The organism is Halorubrum sp. 48-1-W (genome assembly GCF_003287355.1).
GTDB lineage: Archaea > Halobacteriota > Halobacteria > Halobacteriales > Haloferacaceae > Halorubrum.
Window position 1 is genome coordinate 17,955 of sequence record NZ_QMIM01000032.1, and the last position, 19,700, is coordinate 37,654.

The following is a 19,700-nucleotide window of genomic DNA, read 5'->3' on the forward strand; positions in this document are numbered from 1 at the left end:
CGAGACCGACTGTACCTAACGGCCGACGCCGGCCGACCGATTTTAAGTCGGTCGGCGACCACTTCAGTATCGTATGCCACACGAGGACGGTTCCGACGACGCGAGCGGCACGGCCGACCGACGCGAGTACACCATCGATCACCACCTCTCCGACGCCGAACGGAACGTCCACCGTGCCTGGGACAACTCGCTCGATCCGGTCCTCACCGTCGCCGACGGCGACGTGGTGCGGTTCGAGTGCCGCGACGCGGTCGACCGCCAGCTCGACACGGAGTCGACCGCGGAGGACTTCGCCAACGTGAGCTTCGACCCGGTCCACCCCCTCACGGGCCCCGTCGCCGTCGAGGGCGCGGAGCCGGGCGACGTGATCCAGGTCGACCTCCTGGACTTCCAGCACAAGGGCTGGGGGTACACCGGGTTCATGCCGGGCGAGATGGGGCTCGGCCTGCTCCCGGAGGACTTCCCCGACGCCGACGTTCACATCTGGGACCTCCAGGGCGACGTCGGCCACTTCGTGAACGGGATCGAGGTACCGCTCGACCCCTTCCCGGGCGTGATCGGGCTCGCGCCGGGCGAGGACGGCGAACACGACACGCTCCCGCCGCGGTCCGTCGGCGGGAACATGGACGTGAAACACATGACCGCCGGGTCGACGGTGTACCTGCCGGTCGAGGTCGACGGCGGGCTCTTCTCGACGGCGGACTGCCACGCCGCACAGGGAGACGGCGAGGTGTGTGTCACCGGGATCGAGGCCCCGATGTTCGTCACCGCCCGGCTCTCGGTCCGGTCGGACATGTCGATCGAACAGCCACAGTTCGAGACGACCGGGCCGTTCACGCCCACCGGCCGCGACGAGCCGATGTACGGCACGACCGGGATCAGCGACGACCTGATGGAGGCGACGAGGAAGGCGACCCGCCACATGATCGACCACCTCGCGGAGAACCGCGGGCTCACCCGCGGAGAGGCGTACATCCTCTGTTCGGCAGCGATGGACCTGAAGGTGAGCGAGGTCGTCGACACGCCCAACTGGACCGTCACGGCGTACATCCCCGAGAGCATCTTCCCGGAGGCGTAGTCGGGACGCCGCGGACGAGCGGGACTTCAGTAGCCGATCAGTAGCCAGTCAGTAGCCGATCAGTAGCCAGTCAGTAGCCGATCAGTAGCCAGTCAGTAGCCAAGCCAGTCAGTAGCCGATCAGTAGCCAGTCAGTAGCCAGTCAGTAGCCAGTCAGTAGCCAGTCAGTAGCCAGTCAGTAGCCGGTCAGTAACCGGTCCCGAGCGCCGCGTTGCCCGCGATCACGAGGAACGCGACGCCGAAGAGGCCGGCGAGGACGGCGAAGGAGACGCCCCACCCGAAGAGGTCGGCAGTGAGACCGGCCCCGACCGACCCGGCCGAGCCGATCACAGTGTAGACGGTTCGGACGAGCCCGAAGCCGGCGCCGCGCTCCGTGTCGCTCATCGCCTCCATGAACCGCGGGTCGATCGCCGAGAAGAAGCTGGATCCGACGCCGGCGAGGAGGACCGCGAGCGCGAGCCCGACGAGGTCGGGGACTACGACGACGCCGGGGAGGGCGACGACGCCGACGAGCCCGAGCGCGCCCGAGAGCATCGCTCCCCCGATCGCCGCGTCACGACCGAGTCGGTCCGAGAGCCGGCCGAGGCCGACCTGCGCGCCCGCGCGGACGACGAAGAACGCTGAGAAGACGCCGCCCGCGAACGAGGGGGAGTAGCCCCGGAAGTCGACGAGGAACGTGGGGAGAAACGAGATGATGCCCTGGGTGACGTAGGTCCCGATCGTCGCGACCACGAGCGGGAGGAGGACGCTCGGTCGCGAGAGGAGCTCGACGAGCGGCCCGAGCCGTAGCCGGTCCCGCATCGGCTGGTCGGGGCGACGCGGCTCGGTCGGACGGATCCGCCAGGCGAACAGGACGAAGATCGGGACTCCAACGAGCGCGGCGAGCGCCACACCGGGCCGCCAGCCGTACCGGACGCCGACCCACGCGGCGGCGACCGGCGCGACGAGCCCCGCCAGCGGGCCGCCGATCGAGTGGAGTCCGACGGCGGTGCCGAGGTCGTCGAACGTCCGCGAGAGCAACGTCGTCGCCACCGCGTAGTGGAGCCCGGCGACGAGCCCGAGGAGGAACGCGATCAGGACGAACGCGGGGAACACCGGGGCGAGCGCGAGCAGGAGGCTCGCAGCGGTCGTACCGCCGACCGCGACGAGGATCACCCGCCGCTCGCCGTATCGGTCCGCCAGGATCCCGCTCGGGAACTGTGAGACGCCGTACGCGAGCCACATCCCCGAGAGCGCCACCCCGACCGCGGTGTTCGAGACCGCGAAGTCGGCGGTGATGAACGGGACCACCGGGCTGATCGCCAGCCGGGCGAAGTACGTCACGAAGAAGGCGAGCATACACAGCGTCAGGACCGTGTGGCGGTACCGCCAGTTCACGCCGAGCACCGCCTCCCGTCCGGTCCGTGTCGTCGATCCGGTCGGTTCCGTCGGTCCGGTCCGTGTCGTCGATCCGGTCGGTTCCGTCGGTCCGACGGTTCGAGTGTACGGTTCACGCTCTACGTTGGTCGTACCGAGACGCAGTAATAAACCGTCGTCTACCGGCCGAACCGACCGTCGACCGCTCGACTCCGGGGGTGTTCACCGGACCGTGTCGGGGTCGACCCGGCTCCCGACCCACAGCAACGTGACGAACAGGCTCGCCACCGCCAGCGGGAGGAACCACTGGAGGACAGCGAGCACCCCGGCCGACGCCTGGATCCCGATCACGAGCAGTATCGTCGGCCCGCAACAGACGAACCCCGAGAGGAGACCCGGGAGCCCGGCGGCCGCACCCGCGCCGGCGCCGATCCGACACGCCGAGGGCCCGCGCCAGGCGACGACCGAAACCGCGAGGGTCACGCCGACGAGTCCTGCGAGCCCGAGACCGAGCACTGCGTTGACCGGGGCGAAGAGGTACTCGATCGGTCCGACCGTCAGCAACGCGACCGGTTCGTACTGGAACGGCGCGACCCGCCGGGTCGCGGTCAGGAGCGGGTCGCTCACGACGAACAGATCGAGGACGGGGGCCGAACCGCCCGTCCCGCCCCGGACGGCCGCACCACCGGCCCGTCCGAGGTGGCCCAGGCCGACGCTGTAGAGCACGAAGTAGGCCACCGCGACGAGTCCGAGCGTCGCCCTGCCGTCCCGACGCGAGAGCGAGACGCGGACCGCGAACGCGGTCCGGCGGACGAGCCCGGAGAGCCACGCCACCGGGCTCGCGGTCGGCGAGGCGGTCTCAGCGGCCATACCCGGCCTCAGTGTGTTCGCCGGCGAAGCCGGTGTCGGGGTAGAACCCGGCCCACGCGAACCACATCGCGTCGAACGCGAGCACCCGGTCGAGCGGCAGGTCGTCGGCGTCGAACCCGCCCCCGGAACCGGCCTCTCCTCCTTCCACTCGGTACCCGTTCCCGTCCGGTTCCACGGTCGCGTCCCCGGGCGTCCGGTAGACGTATCCGGTCGAGAGCGCCGGGTCCGCGACGGCCACCACGTCGTCGTCGGCCGGCTCGAGGCGCCCCTCGAGGACTCGTTCCGCGAGCAACGTCTCCTTGTCGAACGCGACCGCGCCGTCGGCGCTTCGCGCCCCGATCACGACCGACTTCGCGTGGCCCGCTTCGGGGGTCGAGAGCGCTGGGAACATCGTCTCGTCGGCCGCGTAGTACCCGCCGATGGGCGCGTAGACCCCGTACGGGTCGTTCCCGTATCGGCGCGCGTAGCCCGTGTCGTCGGTCAGGATCGCCGAGTCCGGACGTTCGGAGCGCCACTCGCCCAGGGTCGTCCAGACGACGGGGAACTCCCGGAGCGTCTCGCTGTACATCGACCCGTCGATCCCCGTCGCGAGCATCTGCGGCCACCGGCTCTCCGTCTCCCGGTCGTACATGATCAGGTTCGAGTTGACCAGCTGGCCGGAGACGCCGAACGTCGTCGCGCCGCGCTCGAACCCCTGTGTCGTACCGGTAAGCGGACAGTACGTCACCGCGACGGGGTCGCCGCCGAGCGTGTCGTTGACGATCTCGTGATGGACGAGCACGTGTTGGGGGTACGCCTTCGCCTCGCCGTCGCGAACGACCCCGAACACCGGTGCGTCGTCGACGAGGTTCGACTCGTCGATGGGGGCGAAGTTCGGGTCGTCGATCGAGGGGATCCCGTCGACGCCGACGCCGCCGCTCAGCGACTCCTCGCGGAGGTGATCGAGTTCGTACGCCAGATATCGGGAGCCGTCCGCGGTCGGCGGGACGGTCCCGTCCGACGAGCCGTCGTTCCCGTCCGCCGACCCCCCGGTCTCGCCCGTCGTCCCGGATCCTGCGCCCTCCCCTGCCTCACCACCCTCCCCTGCCTCACCACCCTCTCGGATGGAGCCGACGATCCCGCCGTCGAGACAGCCGGCGAGTCCCGCGATCCCGAGGGCCGTGAGGGAGCCGACGGTCGATCGACGCGTGCGTTTCATACCCCCTCTAGGGGTCCCGACCGAGTAAAGGGGCAAGCGCCGATGCGGCGAATTCACACACCCGGATCGTCGGAGCCGTCCCGCAACCGCTCGGCGATCGCTTCCCCCGCCCGTCCCGGGTCCGGCCGCTCGATCGCGACCGGGTCGCCGACGGCGATCGCTCCCGGTTCGACGACGTCACAGCAGAGTCCGCCGCGGTTCCGCAGGGAGGTCGCGAGCCCGGGCTCGCCGGCGACCGCCTCGACGTGCGCACACGGCGGCCGCCGCCGGGTCGGCCGGAGCAGGGCGTCGCCGACGCGGACCGTCGCGTCGAGCAGGTCGTCCATCCCCGTCCCGAACCCGCGGACGACGACGTTCCGCCGGTGGCGGCCGTCAGAGACGTCGATACCGGTCTCCTCGCGGACCGCGTCGACCGCCTCGCCAGCGACGAGCGTGACCGCACAGGCGTCGAGCTGGAAGTGACCCGACCCCCGCCGGTAGCGGTCGCCCTCGATCCCGCCGTCGACGACCTCGACCGTCTCCCGATCGATCGACTGCGCGCCGCTCTCGGGTGCGGTGAAGAGGGCTTCGACGCGCCCGGTTCCGTCGGTCGCCGCTCGTCCGTCCATACCACCGGGTCGTTCGGGAGGAGCATAAAGCGAACCCGGTCGTTCCCGATACGAAGCCCCAAGGAGGGCCCGTCGGCTTCGACCGCGTCGACACCGAGGGAGCCGACCCCCCCGCTCAGTCGAACGTCCCGGCCGTGAGGTACCGCTCGCCGCTGTCCCAGAACACGGTGACGACAAGCGGTTCCTCGCCGACGTACTCGCCGGAGTCGCGGAGTTCGGCGGCGACGTCCTTCGCTGCGAGGTTCGAGCCGCCGGAGGACTGCCCGACGAGGATCCCCTCCTCGCGCGCCAGCCGGCGACACTCCGCCTCGGCCGCCTCGAGGTCGACGACGTGGACGTCGTCGATCAGCTCGCGGTCGAGGTTCTCCGCGACGAAGCCGGGACCCATCCCCTGGAAGTCGTCGCCGGTGACCGCCTCGCCCGAGAGGACGGCGCTACCGGCGGGCTCGACGGCGTCGATCCGCACGTCGGGGAACGCCTCCCGGAGCCGGCGGCCGGTTCCGGAGAGCGTCCCGCCGGTGCCGACGCCGGCGACGAGCGCGTCGACGGTCCGGTCGCCCACCTGCTCGAGCACCTCCGGACCGGTCGTCTCGTAGTGCGCTCGCGGGTTCTCGGGGTTCTCGAACTGACGGAGCTGGACCATCCCCTCCTCGCGTTCGAGCTCGTCCGCGCGTGCCCTCGCGTCGGAGATGTCGCCGTCGACGAGCTCGACGGTCGCGCCGTACGCCCGCGCGAGCCGGCGACGCTCGACCGACTTCCCCTCGGGGATCACGAGCGTCACGTCGTACCCTTTCGCCGCGCCGACCATCGCCATGCCGATGCCCGTGTTGCCGGAGGTGGGTTCGACGAGGCCGTCGCCGGGCTCCAAGTCGCCCTCCCGCTCCGCAGCCTCGATCATGTACAGCGCCGGGCGGTCCTTCGCGGAGCCGCCCGGATTGCGCGACTCGACCTTCCCAGCGACCGTCGTCCCCGGAGGCGAGTCGACCCGGACCAGCGGCGACCCGAGCCCTTCCAGGATGTCGTCGTCCATCGGTTCCGAAGAAGCGCCGCCCACTCAAATGTCCGACGGACTCCGGCAAGGATCGCTGGTCGTCGTGGTCGGCCGTCCTCGCCGCCGCCGCGCGGTTGTTGACATCCTCCCCGCCCTGGAGGGCGGGGTTTGAGTCTTGTAACGTTCATAAGGACGGGCGCCCAAGTCGTGGGCATGACGCTCGAAACGCTCTCGCCCGACCCGTCGTTCGACCCCGATACCCTCGACCCGGCCGTCCTCGACGCGCTCGCGGGCGACTACCGGTACAAGGTGTGGGGCGGCGACTGGTGTGTCGACTGCAAACGACAGCTCCCGACGTTCGGGGCCGTGCTCGTAGCCGCGGGCGTTCCCGACGACCGGATCGAGGCGTTCCCCGTGACGAAGGGAGCCGATGGTAAGGAGGGCCCCGGCGTCGAGGAGTACGGGGTCGAACTGATCCCGACGGTCGTCGTCGAGGACGCCGACGGCACCGAACTCGCGCGGTTCGTCGAGGACGCGGACGTCTCCGTCGCCGAGGCGCTCGCACGTCAGCTGGCGGACGTCGAGGCGACGGCGTAGGGGAAACAGAGGGCGTAGGGGAGAAAGCAGGGGCTCAGCCGTCCGCAAGCCGGACCGAGACGTCGCGTACCGTGTCGGGGTCGTTGGTCCAGAAGCCCCGGTACCCGTCGGATCGTTCCCGTGCGACGAGCGCGCAGTTCTGTTCACCGTCGTCGCCGTCCTCGAACGCGAGCACCCAGTACCGGTCGTCCGTCAGCGGATGGGACGTGACTCCCTCGATAGCCTGCTCGATACGGGTTCCGACGCCGTAGAGGTGGATATCGAGGTCCGTTTCGCCAGCCAGCCGTCGGTAGACGTCCGCTTGCGGGTCGAACGTCGCCGGGGTCTGGAACGCCACCCGGAGGGTCCCCCTCCCGACGCGGTACGCCCGGTCCTCTATCTCCCGGCTGACCGCGAGGAGGTGACGGCGGTCCATCGAGGCGAAGACCGTGTCGTCGAGCGTCTCGAGGAGCACGCGATGTCCCGGGGAGACGTCCTCCCGCCCCGTCCGCGGAACCGCCGAGGGGTCGGTGAGTTCCTCGACGACGTCCAGTCCGAGCACGCCGACGAACTTCTCGTCCTCCCGGATCTCGACGAACGGCTCGGGTCCTCCGACCGGGATCGTCCGGCGGTCGACGGCGACGTTGCGGGTCACAAACAGTCCATCCGAGCCGTCCCCGTCCTCGGTTCGATACACTATCAGCCGGCGTCCACGATCCACGGTCTCGGCGAACAGGTCGTCGAACACGGTCACGGTGGTGCGCCGGCAGCGGTCACTACAGCGTCGACGGATCGGATCCGACGGTCTGCCGGATCAACGCTTCGACCGGCGGGTCGAGGGGTTCGAGTTCGACGAAGCCACCCTTCCGGTCGTACGAGACGATCCCCGCTTCCTCAAGGAGCGGGAGGTGGACGTGGACGAGTTCGATGACGAGTCGGCGGCGGTCCTCCGGGGTCTTCATCCCGCCGGCCGAGGATACGTCCCACCCGAGGAGGACGCTCACGGCCTCCTCGACCGGGTACCGTCCCTCCTCGAGCAGGAGCCACAACAGCCGTCGCCGCCGCGTCGAGGCGAGCGCGCGGTAGAGACGGTCGTCGGACAGCCGAACCGCTCCGGGCTCGGAACCGACATCGGCCTCCCTCGGCAGGTCCTTCCCGTCGTTCATTCGAGTTAGCTATCGTAGGTGTTGGATATTAAATCATGTTGACGACGATCTGTTCGTTCCCGCGTCCGGAACAGTATCCGATATCGATACGTTCGACGTTCACGGCGGGGTCGCTCATCCGTCCAACTCGGCCACGATCCGCTCACGGATCGGCCCGGCGTCGACGGGGGCCCACGCCTCGATGTCGTAAGTCACGTCCGCGAGGACCTCCAGCCGTTCCGCGTCGCCCCCGGTGATGGCGGCGACGGCGTCGGCGGAGAGCCGCTCCAGGGCGGCCTCCGAGAGCGCCTCCCGATCGACGTCGCGGTCCGGGACGTCGAGGATGTGCGGGAGGTCCTCGGCGCCCTCCGGGAGCGAGGGGAACGCCGCCGGGCCGACCGCGAGGGGGTCGGCGCCCTCCCCGAGTCCGTCGGTAGCCCCCTCGGTCGCGACCGCATCCGACGGGGCCGGGACCAGCGCGTACTCCGCGACCGCGACGTCGATGGCGTCGTCTATCGCGGCTGTATCCGCCTCGGCCCGGCGCTTGAAGGCGAGTTCGGAGACCGCCCGCGAGAGCTCCTCGCGGGTGAGCCAGTCGAAGAGGTCGACCACGCCGGCGAGGTCGTCACGGGCGGCGACGCTCGGGCCGGCTCCCTCGCTCATCGGTCGCCACCCCAGGTGGGCGAGCCGTCGCGTCGCGGAGGGACCGCACCGGACGTCGCGTCGGGACTCGGGTCCACGGACTGCTCGGCGTTCGTGGCTCCCTCGGCGTCGACGGCAGCCTCGAGGTCCGCCCGCGCCGCCGCCGCGACCGTCGCGGGTGAGAGGGTGGTATCCTCCCACGCCGGGAGACGGTCGTCCGGCCCGGGCTTCGCGACCGCCTCGGCGTACGTCGCCACCTGCTCGCGCTCGTCGGTGCGGTCGTACTCGAGCCCGTTGAACGCGGCGTCGGTCGCGTACCGGCCGACGAGTTCTCCCGCAGCCTCGCGGTAGCGGTCGGCAAGGGTGTCGTACTCGACGGCGACCCCCGCGTCGGCGGCGACGCGGAGGGTCGCCGCGCCGACCGCCCGGCTCATGTCGGCGAGGCCGGTCGGACCGTCGACGGACCGGTGGTCGTGTTCGTAGCGACCGAGGTCGACCTGTGCGCTCCCCGCAAAGCCCGCGTGGACGAACGCCTCGCCGAGCGTCCCGATCTCGAGACCCCAGCCCCGCTGGACGCGGAGCTTCGAGACGAGGTCCGACGTGGCCGCGAACTCGCCGGCGAGCGCGTAGCGGAACGCCTCGAGGTACTCGAGTACGTCCGCGTCGTGGACGCTCGCGAGCGCGCGGACGAGCGGCCGGAAGAAGAGCCTGAACAGTCGGCCGTACAGCGCGCCGTCCTCGACGCGGGCGTAGTACCCCTTCGAGAACTCGTGGCCGTGGGCGATCGGGAACAGAAGCCGGTTCACGAACGCGGGCGAGTACGTCGCCGTGTCGGCGTCGTGGACGACGACGAACTCCTCGTCGAGCGCCCGGCCGAGCGCGAGCCACACGTCCCGACCCTTGCCGCGGTCGCCGTCGAGGTCGTGGTCTGCGAGGCGGTCGGCGAGCCGTGGGCCGTCACACCACAGCGTCTCCACGTCGAGGTCGAACCCGTCGAGCCAGGACGCGAACGGTCCAGCCAGCTCCGGCGTGGCGCGCAGGGGGACGATAACCCTCGCGGGATCGACCTGCTCGAGCGAGGTGAGGACCCGTTCGGCCGCGAGCGTTCCGTACTCGCGTTCCGTCATCGGCACCACGACGGCCGCGCGCCCGGTCGGCGCGTCGGGGCGGTGGTCCGTCAGCGCGTGGAGCGTGGTCACGCGCTCTTGTACGTACTCCATTACCCGATCACACGGGAACGAGCCCCAAAATACGCACGATACCCGGGATCCGTGGGACCCGGGATCCGCGGGGCGGAATCTCGGGGGTACCGGCGGGCGAACCGGACCTCGACGAACGGGCGATTCAGTCGTGAGCGGCCCCGCCGGGGATCCGTCCGGCGGCGTTCAAGACGGCGTAGACGGCCACGAGAACGGCGAGTCCGCCCGCAGCGCCGAGGAAGACGGCGTCGTAGCTCACGCCGGCCTCGACCGTCTCGCCGACGACCCACGACCCCCCCGCCTGTGTCGTCATCATGCCGGCGGAGTAGACGGCGTACGCGGACGCCCGCGATCCGTCCGGCAACGAGCCGAGCAGGTATGTGTCGCCGGCCGGAAACAGCATGTGAATGGAGAACCCCACGAGCACGCTGGCGAGGACGACCGGGAGGGTTTCCGACGCGAGGACCACGAGAACGACGCTGACGAGGAAGGCCGTCACGATCCCGAGGAGGTACGGAACGCTCGGGAGCCGGTCCGCGATCTCGCCGGAGACGAGGAAGGCGGGAACGCCGGCCGCGAAGATCACGGTGAGCAGGTTGCGGGCGGTCGTCGGCTCGAGCCCCTTGTCGATCATGTACAGCTCGTAGAAGTTGAACAGCCCCTGCCAGACCAAGCCCGTCAGACCCATGAGCACGACGCCGGCGAGGACGAGCTTCCACTCCGAGCGCGCGCCGCCGAAGAAGTCCGTGTCGCTGCGGCCGGCTTCCGGAAGGTCGGTCCGGCGGGCCAAGACGACGACCAGCACGGTGGTGAGCGCGGCTGAGAGCGCGAGGCCGTAGAACGCGTACCGCCAGTCGTACCACAGCGTGACGGTGACCACTGGCGCGGCGATGACCGCCGAGAGCTGGCTCGCCATCCCGTGGACCCCCAGCACGCGGCCGACGCGGTCGGGGAACAGCTCCGAGACGAAGGGGTTCGCGGCGACGAAGTAGACGCCCGAGGCGCTCCCGACGACGAACGCGGCGACCATCAGCGTCGGGACGCCGGGCGCGAGCGCGACCCCGAGCGCGCCGACCGTGAGTATCGCTCCCGAGACGAGCACGACGGCGACACGGGAGGTCCGGGTGAGCACCCAGCCGGTCGGGATCCGTGGCGAGGCCGACCCGAGCCACGCGAGCGTGACGACGAGGCCGGCGGTCCCCTCGCGGATCGTGAACTCGTCGATGAACTCGCCGACGAGCGGCGCGAACACCACCCGCGCGAAGTTCACGAGGAACACCATCGCACACAGCGATCCGAACAGCCGGTTGCGGGACACGGTCGCCGTTTCCGGGGGGCGAGCACAAACGTTGCGGAACCGGCCGCACGCTCGCGGTCCGGTCGTCGTTCGAAGCCGTTTCCCGCCCGGACCACGCTTCCAGTCCCCGCCACGTCCGCCGTCCGAGGGGCCCACGTGGCGTCCGACGCTCGTCAGCGGCGTGCGGGGTTTTTATACCCACCGGCGACGAACGACGGGATATGAAATCCACGCGCAAGGCGCTACGTGACGGTGACCTATTCAAGGACACCTACGAGCGGCTCAACTGCGCGACCTGTGAGAAGGTACTCAAAAAGAAGAACGATCCGGACGAAGTGTTCTCGGTCCGGACGTGTCCCGAGTGTGGCGTCGAGTTCAAGGAGCTTCGGTAGGCGTCGACGGGCGTCCCGTCGTCGCTCGCTCAGGAGTTCCGCTCGGGCCCGTTCACTCGAAGACGGCGTCGAACGCCGACGCGCCGAGCGGGTCGAACGTCCCCCCAGCGACGTTCTCCCGCAGGTGGGCCGGGTCCGTCGTCCCGACGAGCGAACAGGTCACGCCCGGCGCGCTCCGTGAGAAGTTGAGCGCCCGTTGTGCGGGGGTGTCGCCCGCGAGTCGCGCGTCGACACCCGCCGGGATCGACTCGCCCGCCGTCAGTTCGCCCTGTCCGATGCTCGCGCTCGTGACCACCGAGAGGCCCGCCTCGTGGGCGAACCGCAGTGTCGAGATCGGCTCGCCGTCCGGGTCGTCGGGGGGTCGCTGGTTCGCCCGCGTGAACGCGTCGGCCATGTGGACGTTGAACGGGAGCTGTATCGCCGCGAAGCCGTGGTCGTCGTCGGGGCCGACCGCCTCGCCGGCCGCCACTGCGCGGGCGAGGACCTCGCGAAGCGAGAGGAACCGGTCCGCCCCCTCGGCGACGCGGAACCCGTCCCACGTCGCGACCCCGTACGCCCCGATGTCGCCCGCGGTCCGCCGACGTTCGAGCGTCTCGAATGCGACTTCTAGGGCGTCGTAGACCGCCTCCCGCGACCGCTCCGCGAGCTGTGTCTCCGGGTTGTGGACGTAGTAGCAGTCGACCGACCCGACGCCGAGCCGGTCGAGCGAGCGGTCGAGCGACCACTCCAGGTAGTCGGGCGCGAGGCTGTGTGCGCCGACGAGGTCGGCCGGGTCGACGATCCCGGAGTCGACGAACCGTTCCCGGAGGTAGGCTGTCGGGTCGTCGGGGCGTTCGTCGTCGAACGGGAGGAACCCGCCCTTCGTCGCCACCACGACCGCCTCGCGGTCGACGCTCGCGTCCCGGATCGCCTCGCCGACGACCCGCTCCGACCGCCCGCATCGGTAGTTGACGGCGGTGTCGACGTGGTTCACCCCGGACTCGATCGCGAGCCGGACGACCCCCCGGAGGGCGTCGTCGACGGCGTCGGTGGGGTCACCGAGGTACGTCCCCAGCCCGACGCTGGAGGCGACCCCCGGTCCGAACCGCCTGAAGTAGGTCCGTCCGAAGGCGTCGCCGAACGCGTCGCGGTAGCCCCAGAGGGCGTCTCGGGTGGCCATGATCGTTCGGACCGACGCCCGTGACACTTAAAACGTGTCCGACCGCCGCTCGACCGCGTCGACGGTAGGGGGACCTGCGAGACGATCGGAGACCTGCGAGACGATCGGAGACCTGCGAGACGATCGGGGACCTGCGAGACGATCGGGAGCCACCCGCACCCGCGGGCGTGAGCGGTGGATACGAAACTGGCGACGAGTCAGTACTGAACCGGCGACGAGTCAGTACCGAACCGGAGACGACCGTCCTCCGAACGTGACACGATAGTCGATCCCTCACGTGTCCGACGTCCGTACGACGTCGTCACAACGGTTTTACGTTCTCCCGGAGTCGTGACAGGACGATGGCGTCACTCACCGACCACCTGGCCGAACTCGTCGAGGACGCCGACGCGGTACTCCTGTTCTCGCCGACCGCCTCCTTTCACGATCGTCTCACCACCGCCGAGACGGACGATCGGAGGGGCGACCGGGCCGAGATCGTCGTCGTCGCGCCCGACAACGACGTCGACGCGGACCCGTTCGTCGAGCTACCGATCCCCTTCCGCGACGTACGCGACCGGATCCGGTTCGGGATCGAGGGCTCGATGGAGGCCGACCTCGTGACCGAGGGCGACGAGGTCGTCTGCGTCGTCTCCGTCTTCGAGGGCGAGTCCGACGCGGTGATCCGCGTCACGGTCGACGAGACCGCCCACACCGGCATCTACGACCTCTTCGTCGAGTCACGCGCCGACCCGGGCGTCATCCGCGACGTGCTCGACGTCGCCATCGAGCTCGGCAAGAAGGGCCAGAAGGGGAAACCCGTGGGCGCGCTGTTCGTCGTCGGCGACGCGGGCAAGGTGATGAACAAGTCCCGCTCGCTGTCGTACAACCCCTTCGAGAAGTCCCACGTCCACGTCGGCGACCCCATCGTGAACGTGATGCTCAAGGAGTTCTCCCGACTCGACGGCGCGTTCGTGATCTCCGATTCGGGGAAGATCGTCTCCGCGTACCGGTACCTCGAACCCGCCGCCGAGGGCGTCGACATCCCGAAGGGGCTCGGGGCCCGCCACATGGCCGGCGGCGCGATCACCCAGGACACCAACGCGACCGCGATCGTCCTCTCGGAGTCCGACGGCCTCGTTCGGGCGTTCAAGGGCGGCAAGCTCGTCTTAGAGGTCGACCCGGAGGAGTACTGATGCCGTCGGCTTCGACCCCCTCGATCGCGATATCGGCGGGTTCGACGCCCGTCGCGACGGCCACCACAGGGCGCGCCGGCGAGCTGTTGAACGCGGTCCCCGACCGCGTCTGGCTCGCGTTGTTCGTGCTCGCGATCGGGCTCGTCCTGGCCGTCCTCGTCGGTGTCGTCAACCGCCGACTGCTGGTCCGGGCGGGCGTCCCGGAGGCGATAGAGGGGACGACCTTCGAGCGCACCGCCCGCGAGTTCGACACTTCGACCGTCCGGATCGTCGCGAAGCTGTCGACGTACTTCATCGTCGCGGTCACCGTCCTCGTCGCGCTCACGGTCGCCGAGGTTCGGTACGTCGACCTCTTCTGGGCGGACGTGGCGGCGTTCGTCCCCCGCCTGTTCGTCGCAGTCCTCGTGGTCATCGTCGGCGTCGTCGTCGGCGACAAGGCCGAGCTACTCGTCGCCGAACGGCTCCGCGGGATCAAACTCCCCGAGGTGGGCGTGCTCCCGACGCTCGTGAAGTATAGCGTCGTCTACGTCGCCGCGCTCGTCGCGCTCGGACAGGTGGGCGTCCAGACGCTCGCGCTCGTCGTGTTGCTCGCAGCGTACTCCTTCGCGGTCGTCCTCCTGACCGCGCTGGCGACGAAGGACCTCCTCACGGCGGGCGCGGCCGGGGTCTTCCTCCTTCTGCGCCAGCCGTACGGGATCGGCGACGAGGTACGCGTGGCCGGCCAACGCGGGATCGTCCAGGAGGTCGACCTGTTCGTGACCCACGTCGAGACCGACGACGGCGAACACGTCCTCCCGAACCACGCCGTGTTCCGCGACGGGATCGTGTTGATCCGGGAGTAGCGTTACCCGTGTCTCGACTTCCCCGCTCCCCGACGTTCCCACGGCGTCGAAGTCGTTGGCGGTTCCTACCGACCGACCACAACCGTTAGGCTCGACCGCCCCCACGAGTCCGTAGACGTGGACGACGCCGTCGAGTGGCTCCGGAACCGGCCCTACTACGAGGGACAGATCGCCGAACACCGCCGGCTACCGGCCCGCGAGCCCGAGTATCGCGATATCGACCTCGAGCCCCGGCTCGCCGACGCGCTCGCGAAGGAGGGGATCGACCGGCTCTACCGCCACCAGGCGGAGGCGATCGGGGCGGTCCGCGACGGCGACGACGTCGTCCTGGCGACGGAGACCGCGAGCGGGAAGTCGCTCGCGTACACCGTCCCGGCATTCGAGGCAGGGATGGAGCGCGGCGGCCGGACCCTCTACGTCGGCCCGCAGAACGCGCTGATCGCCGACCAGGAGGAGTCGCTCTCGGCGCTCGCACGCGGGCTCGGCTTCGGCAGTCGGGTGTCCGTCGAGTCGTACACGGGGCGGCTCTCGCGGGCGGAGAAACGGGACGTTCGGGACGCCCGCCCGACGGTGGTGCTCTCGAACCCGGACATGCTCCACTACGCGCTGTTGCCGTACGCCGGACGGCTCTGGGAGTGGTTCTTCTCCTCGCTGGAGTACGTCGTTATCGACGAGGTCCACGGCTACCGGGGCGTGTTCGGCTCCGGGGTCGCGCTCGCGATGCGCCGGCTCGCGCGGACCTGCGAGCGGTTCGGGTCGGACCCACAGTTCGTCTGCTGCTCGGCGACGATCGGGAACCCGGTCGAACACGCCGCCGCGGTCACGGGACGCGACCCGTCGGGGATCGCCCTCGTCGACGAGGACGCCTCCGGGCGCGGCCCCCGCGACTGGGTGTTGTGGAACCCGCCGGAGTACGACGACGACTGGGCGGAACGCGGGGACAGCCGCCGAAAGTCGAGCCACACCGAGAGCAAACGGCTGTTCGTCGACCTCGTCGCGAACGGCCGCCAGACGCTGGCGTTCACGCGGGCGCGACAGACGGCCGAGCAGTACGCCACGGACAGCGCGAGCGACCTCCGCGAACGGGGCGAGCGCGACCTCGCTGGGAGGGTCGGCGCGTACCAGGCCGCCCTGAAGGACGACCGACGCCGAGAGATCGAAGCCGACCTCCACGCGGGCGACCTCCGCGGCGTCTGGTCGACGAACGCGCTCGAACTCGGCGTGGACGTGGGCGGGCTCGACGCCGTGGTCCTGGACGGCTACCCCGGCACGCGGATGTCGGCCCACCAGCGGGCCGGGCGCGCGGGGCGAGGGTCGGACCCCGCGCTCGTCGTGATGGTCGGCTGTGAGGACCAGCTGGACCAGTACCTGATGAACCACCCCGCGGACTTCTTCGAGGCACAGCCGGAGGACGCGGTCTGTGACCCCGAGAACGACCACCTCCTCCCGCGACACGTCGCCTGCGCAGCGGACGAGTCCTGGCTGTCCACCGACGACGAGCGCTTCTTCGGGGAGTCGTTCCCCGGCGTCGTCGGCGACCTGACGGAGGCGGGGACCCTCTCGCGTCGTGAGACCGCCACGGGGACCCGCTGGACGTACGCGGGCTCCGAGAGCCCGCAGCACGCGATGAACCTCCGGACGGCCGAAGAACGCGAGGTCGAGTTGATCGACGGCTCGAACGGGAACTCGATCGCCTCGCTCGGGTTCGCCGACGCGCTCCGGGACGCCCACCCGGGCGCGATCTACCACCAGCAGGGGCGTACCTACGAGGTCGCGGAGCTCGACCTCGACCGGAACGTCGCCGAGCTACGGTCGTCGTGGGCGGACTACTACACCCAACCGCTCACCGAGAAGTCGATCGTCGTCGAGGAGGACCTCGTGGAGCGGACGCTGTCCGCGCGCCCGGACGTCCCGGTCCGGTTCGCCGACGTGACCGTCACCGAGCGCGTCACCGGGTTCCGCAGACGGGACGCGGCGACCGGCGACTCGCTCGGCGAGTCCACGCTCGACCTCCCGGAGACGACGCTCGGAACCCGCGCGCTGTACGTTCCGGTCCCCGGGGACGTGGAGGCGGAGATGCGGACGATCGGGGCGGTCGACGGGGGCGACAGTGGGGGCGATGACGGTGACTCCGGCGACGACCCGGATGCGCTCGACGACGACGAGACGATTCCCGACGACGAGACGATTCCCGACGACGAGACGATTCCCGACGGCGAGACGATTCCCGACGGCGAGTACGCGTTCAACGGCGGGATCCACGCGGCCGAACACGGGATCATCTCGCTTTTCCCGTTCCACTTACTGTGCGACCGCGGCGACGTCGGTGGGATCTCGACACCGTACCATCCACACACCGAGGGTCCGGCAGTGTTCGTCTACGACGGCTATCCGGGCGGGGTCGGACTCACCCGTCGGGGCCACGCCCGGATCGAGGAGCTGATGGGCAGGACCGCACTGCTCATCGACGGCTGTGACTGTGCGGACGGCTGTCCGTCCTGCGTCCAGTCGCCACACTGTGGCAACGCCAACGAGCCGCTCGCGAAGGCGCCCGCCGTTCGCCTACTCGACGCGCTGACGGAGGGATCCGAATTCGAGTGATCCGTCCCGATCCGACCCCAAAGCCACTTGTCGGTCCAACCCGAACGACGCAGTCATGGGGGTTTCCATCGACGACGCCGCCGATCCGGCTGCGAGGTCGATGGAATGGCTGGTTTTGGGGGCAGCGTACTTCCTGTTGCTCCTGTTTCTCATCGGGGTGTTCGACCTGTTCTTCTCGCTCTATCGGTTGCTGGTCGCGGGGAACTTTACCGATCCTGTCGAGGTGGTCGCACTCCTCGACAGCGTCCTCCTGCTTCTCATCATCGTCGAGGTCCACCGGACCCTCGTGGCGTACGCTCGCGGTCAGGCCGTCCTCCGGATCGTCGTGAGCGCCGCGATCATCGCCGTCTCGCGGCGGGTGATCAGCTTCCGCCTGGAGGACTACGGCGGCGGGAACGAGGCGCTACTGGCCGCGTCAGCACTCGGAGTGTTGGTGCTCGCGCTCACGATCGGTTACTTCCTGCTCGACCGCGTAAGCGTTCCGGGACGAGTCGAACTCTGATCTCTCGGCGCGTCACGAGTTCCGACGATCGCACCGTGGTCTCGACCACGTGGGGCCCATGGAGCCGTTCCGGCAGCCACGTGGCTCGCTGACCGACGACGTCGACCTCGCCGGGATCCACGAAACCGGGCGTGAGGGTGGAAACGACCCTCGAGGAGCGAGACACGGAACACCCGTCGCCCGTTTCGGTCCGGCGCTGTGACGCACGCTTTTGTGCTCCCGGCGGGAAGCGTGGACATGGACCTGAAACTCGAGGGCAACGCGGCGCTGGTGACGGCATCGAGCAGCGGCCTGGGAAAGGCCTCGGCGAAGGCGCTCGCCCGCGAGGGGGCGGACGTGCTCGTCAACGGCCGCGACCCGGAGCGGCTGGAGGAGGCCGTAGACGAGATCGGGTCCGTCGCGAGCGGCGCGGTCGTCGGCCACACGGCGGACATCACCGAGAAAGCCGAGGTCGAAGGCCTCGTCACGCGGACCGTCGAGGAGTTCGGCCGACTCGATCACCTCGTCACGAGCGCGGGCGGTCCGGCGCCGTTTCGGCCCCTGGAGGCCGACGACGAGGAGTGGTACGCCACGTACGACCTGCTGGTGATGAGCGTGGTCCGGGCGGTCCGGGCGGCAGCCCCGCACCTCCGGGCCGACGGCGGCGGCACGATCGTCACCATCACGTCCAGAACCGTCAAGGAGGCCTCGCCGGGCAACGTCCTCTCGAGCTCCGTCCGCATGGGCGTCATCGGCCTCGAGAAGACGCTCTCGAAGGAGCTGGCACCGGCGGTGCGGGCGAACGCCGTCCTCCCCGGGTCACACGAGACGCCGCGGATCGAACAGCTGATCGAGTACGCCGTCGAGCGCGGCGAGATCGAGAGCTACGAGGCCGGTCTCGAGGACCGAACCGAGGACGTTCCGGTCGGGCGTCTGGGCGATCCGATGGAGCTCGGCGATCTGGTGGCGTACCTCTCTTCACCACGGTCGGGCTACGTCAACGGACAGGCCGTGACGATCGACGGCGGCGCGGGTTCCTCGACGCTCTGAGTAGGCAGGATCGCCGACGAGGATCGGGAGGTGCGCGCCGAAAACGGCGACCACTCGAACGGCCGTGATTCGCGTTTGAACGGCTACGCCTCGACAGCGGCGCGTTCGAGCGCCTCGGGGTCGACGTCGGCCTCGAAGAGTCGCGCGTCGCAGGCGTCACACGTCGCCGCGAGCACGTCGTACGTCCGGCAACACGACTCGACGACGGTCGTATCGAGCGTCACGCTCCCGTCACAGGTCGGACACGTCTCCAAGAACAGCCGGAGGCTACCGAGTAGCTCGCTCTGTTGTGCCGTCGAGAGGCCGTTCCACCCGGCCCAGCGGTCGTCGAGCACGTCTACGCCAGCGAGGTCGGCGAGGAACGCCTGTCTCGATTCCCACCGACCGGCCGGGTCGCCTTCGAGGTACGCGGAGTAGGCGTGGCCGCGGTCCGCCAACTCGACGGCGTCGGGACGGACGGAGAGGAACCGCGCCAGCGCCTCCTCGTCCTCGCTCGCGTCCGCCAGAGTCCGCGCCTCGCGTCGCCACGCGTCGCGGAAGCGCTCCTCGAGGACGAAGTCGTCGATCGTCGGATCCTCGAGGAGGACGCCGGCCTCGACGAGGGCGGTCGCGGGCTCGAACGGGAATTCACCCTCCACTCCCCCGTCGTCGGCCGATCCCCCGTCGAGGACCGTGTCGCCCACGGCGGTCGCTCCACTCGAGACGCTCCCACGGTCCGGCCCCTTGTCGAACCAGGCGAGCACCCGATCCGGGAGGTATCGCTTCGTCAGCGTCGGGGTTCCGGGAACGAGGTAGCCGCGAACGCCGATCGTCGCCACGGCGACGGCGAACGTCGCGAGCGCCCAGCCGACCGAGACCGTCGCGACGGCGAGCGCGAGCGCGGCGGCGATGGCGAGGTTGACGATCGTGCACGGAAGACAGCGGTTCGGTCCGGTGTACCGCGGGTTTCTGAGCCAGACGGGAAGTCGCGATAACGCGTCCATGCTTCAGAGGAGGCGACGAAGAGACATAGGTATGACACTCCTACCGGGTCGGACCGAT

20 protein-coding genes are annotated in these 19,700 nt (G+C 69.9%); 8 read left to right on the top strand and 12 right to left on the bottom strand.

Going from position 1 to position 19,700, the window contains the following annotated elements:
- Window positions 1-73 precede the first annotated feature (73 nt).
- Window positions 74-1,078 carry an acetamidase/formamidase family protein gene (locus tag DQW50_RS14060; protein WP_112079899.1) on the top strand — a complete coding sequence of 335 codons (1,005 nt, stop codon included), beginning with the start codon at window positions 74-76 and terminating at the stop codon, window positions 1,076-1,078.
- A gap of 185 nt (window positions 1,079-1,263) precedes the next feature.
- On the opposite strand, the gene DQW50_RS14065 is transcribed toward DQW50_RS14060, so the two are convergent.
- From DQW50_RS14065 to DQW50_RS14085, 5 genes are all read right to left on the bottom strand, one after another.
- A complete protein-coding gene (locus DQW50_RS14065) occupies window positions 1,264-2,454 on the bottom strand; it encodes an MFS transporter (protein WP_112079934.1) in 1,191 nt (396 codons plus the stop codon).
- 201 nt (window positions 2,455-2,655) lie between these two features.
- Entirely contained in the window at window positions 2,656-3,303 is a 648-nt protein-coding gene (locus DQW50_RS14070; RefSeq protein WP_112079900.1) for a hypothetical protein, read from the bottom strand.
- The gene (locus DQW50_RS14075) at window positions 3,293-4,501 is read right to left on the bottom strand and encodes a DUF3179 domain-containing protein (protein WP_112079901.1); all 1,209 of its coding nucleotides are present in this window, start codon (window positions 4,499-4,501) and stop codon (window positions 3,293-3,295) included. Before DQW50_RS14075 ends, DQW50_RS14070 begins: the two co-directional genes overlap by 11 nt.
- Window positions 4,502-4,554: 53 nt before the next feature.
- Window positions 4,555-5,109 (bottom strand): MOSC domain-containing protein, encoded by a 555-nt coding sequence (locus tag DQW50_RS14080; RefSeq protein ID WP_112079902.1) that lies wholly within the window; start codon window positions 5,107-5,109, stop codon window positions 4,555-4,557.
- Window positions 5,110-5,224: 115 nt separating this feature from the next.
- Window positions 5,225-6,139 carry a PLP-dependent cysteine synthase family protein gene (locus DQW50_RS14085; protein ID WP_112079903.1) on the bottom strand — a complete coding sequence of 305 codons (915 nt, stop codon included), beginning with the start codon at window positions 6,137-6,139 and terminating at the stop codon, window positions 5,225-5,227.
- 174 nt (window positions 6,140-6,313) lie between these two features.
- Between DQW50_RS14085 and DQW50_RS14090 the strand changes: the two genes are divergently transcribed.
- On the top strand, window positions 6,314-6,697 hold the full coding sequence (locus DQW50_RS14090; RefSeq protein WP_112079904.1) for a thioredoxin: 384 nt from the start codon (window positions 6,314-6,316) through the stop codon (window positions 6,695-6,697).
- 34 nt (window positions 6,698-6,731) lie between these two features.
- Here the strand turns inward: DQW50_RS14090 and DQW50_RS14095 are convergent, their stop codons facing one another.
- From DQW50_RS14095 to DQW50_RS14115, 5 genes are all read right to left on the bottom strand, one after another.
- Window positions 6,732-7,430: a DICT sensory domain-containing protein gene (locus DQW50_RS14095; RefSeq protein ID WP_112079905.1), complete on the bottom strand. Its 699-nt coding sequence runs from the start codon at window positions 7,428-7,430 to the stop codon at window positions 6,732-6,734.
- A 22-nt stretch (window positions 7,431-7,452) separates the two neighbouring features.
- Complete coding sequence (locus DQW50_RS14100; RefSeq protein ID WP_241964440.1) at window positions 7,453-7,842, bottom strand: ArsR family transcriptional regulator; 390 nt, start codon at window positions 7,840-7,842, stop codon at window positions 7,453-7,455.
- 114 nt (window positions 7,843-7,956) lie between these two features.
- A complete protein-coding gene (locus DQW50_RS14105; RefSeq protein WP_112079906.1) occupies window positions 7,957-8,484 on the bottom strand; it encodes a hypothetical protein in 528 nt (175 codons plus the stop codon).
- Entirely contained in the window at window positions 8,481-9,683 is a 1,203-nt protein-coding gene (locus DQW50_RS14110) for a glycosyl transferase family 2 (protein ID WP_241964441.1), read from the bottom strand. Before DQW50_RS14110 ends, DQW50_RS14105 begins: the two co-directional genes overlap by 4 nt.
- A 124-nt stretch (window positions 9,684-9,807) precedes the next feature.
- Window positions 9,808-10,980: an MFS transporter gene (locus tag DQW50_RS14115; protein ID WP_112079907.1), complete on the bottom strand. Its 1,173-nt coding sequence runs from the start codon at window positions 10,978-10,980 to the stop codon at window positions 9,808-9,810.
- Window positions 10,981-11,180: 200 nt separating this feature from the next.
- On the opposite strand from DQW50_RS14115, the gene DQW50_RS18240 reads away from it, so the two are divergent.
- Window positions 11,181-11,351, top strand: coding sequence for an HVO_0758 family zinc finger protein (locus tag DQW50_RS18240; protein ID WP_198664689.1), 171 nt, complete (start codon window positions 11,181-11,183; stop codon window positions 11,349-11,351).
- 52 nt (window positions 11,352-11,403) lie between these two features.
- Here DQW50_RS18240 and DQW50_RS14120 read toward each other — a convergent pair whose 3' ends face one another.
- The gene (locus DQW50_RS14120; protein WP_112079908.1) at window positions 11,404-12,510 is read right to left on the bottom strand and encodes an aldo/keto reductase; all 1,107 of its coding nucleotides are present in this window, start codon (window positions 12,508-12,510) and stop codon (window positions 11,404-11,406) included.
- Window positions 12,511-12,851: 341 nt separating this feature from the next.
- On the opposite strand from DQW50_RS14120, the gene dacZ reads away from it, so the two are divergent.
- The 5 genes from dacZ (at window position 12,852) to DQW50_RS14145 (ending at window position 18,659) form a co-directional block, all read left to right on the top strand.
- The gene (gene dacZ, locus DQW50_RS14125) at window positions 12,852-13,685 is read left to right on the top strand and encodes a diadenylate cyclase DacZ (protein WP_112079909.1); all 834 of its coding nucleotides are present in this window, start codon (window positions 12,852-12,854) and stop codon (window positions 13,683-13,685) included.
- Complete coding sequence (locus DQW50_RS14130) at window positions 13,685-14,527, top strand: mechanosensitive ion channel domain-containing protein (RefSeq protein WP_112079910.1); 843 nt, start codon at window positions 13,685-13,687, stop codon at window positions 14,525-14,527. The genes dacZ and DQW50_RS14130 overlap by 1 nt, the downstream gene beginning before the upstream one ends.
- Before the next feature lie 117 nt (window positions 14,528-14,644).
- Complete coding sequence (locus DQW50_RS14135; RefSeq protein WP_112079911.1) at window positions 14,645-17,128, top strand: DEAD/DEAH box helicase; 2,484 nt, start codon at window positions 14,645-14,647, stop codon at window positions 17,126-17,128.
- A gap of 55 nt (window positions 17,129-17,183) precedes the next feature.
- Window positions 17,184-17,630: a phosphate-starvation-inducible PsiE family protein gene (locus DQW50_RS14140; RefSeq protein ID WP_112079912.1), complete on the top strand. Its 447-nt coding sequence runs from the start codon at window positions 17,184-17,186 to the stop codon at window positions 17,628-17,630.
- Between the two features lie 237 nt (window positions 17,631-17,867).
- Entirely contained in the window at window positions 17,868-18,659 is a 792-nt protein-coding gene (locus DQW50_RS14145; RefSeq protein ID WP_112079913.1) for an SDR family oxidoreductase, read from the top strand.
- 83 nt (window positions 18,660-18,742) lie between these two features.
- Here the strand turns inward: DQW50_RS14145 and DQW50_RS14150 are convergent, their stop codons facing one another.
- The gene (locus DQW50_RS14150; RefSeq protein ID WP_112079914.1) at window positions 18,743-19,642 is read right to left on the bottom strand and encodes a hypothetical protein; all 900 of its coding nucleotides are present in this window, start codon (window positions 19,640-19,642) and stop codon (window positions 18,743-18,745) included.
- Window positions 19,643-19,700 lie beyond the last annotated feature (58 nt).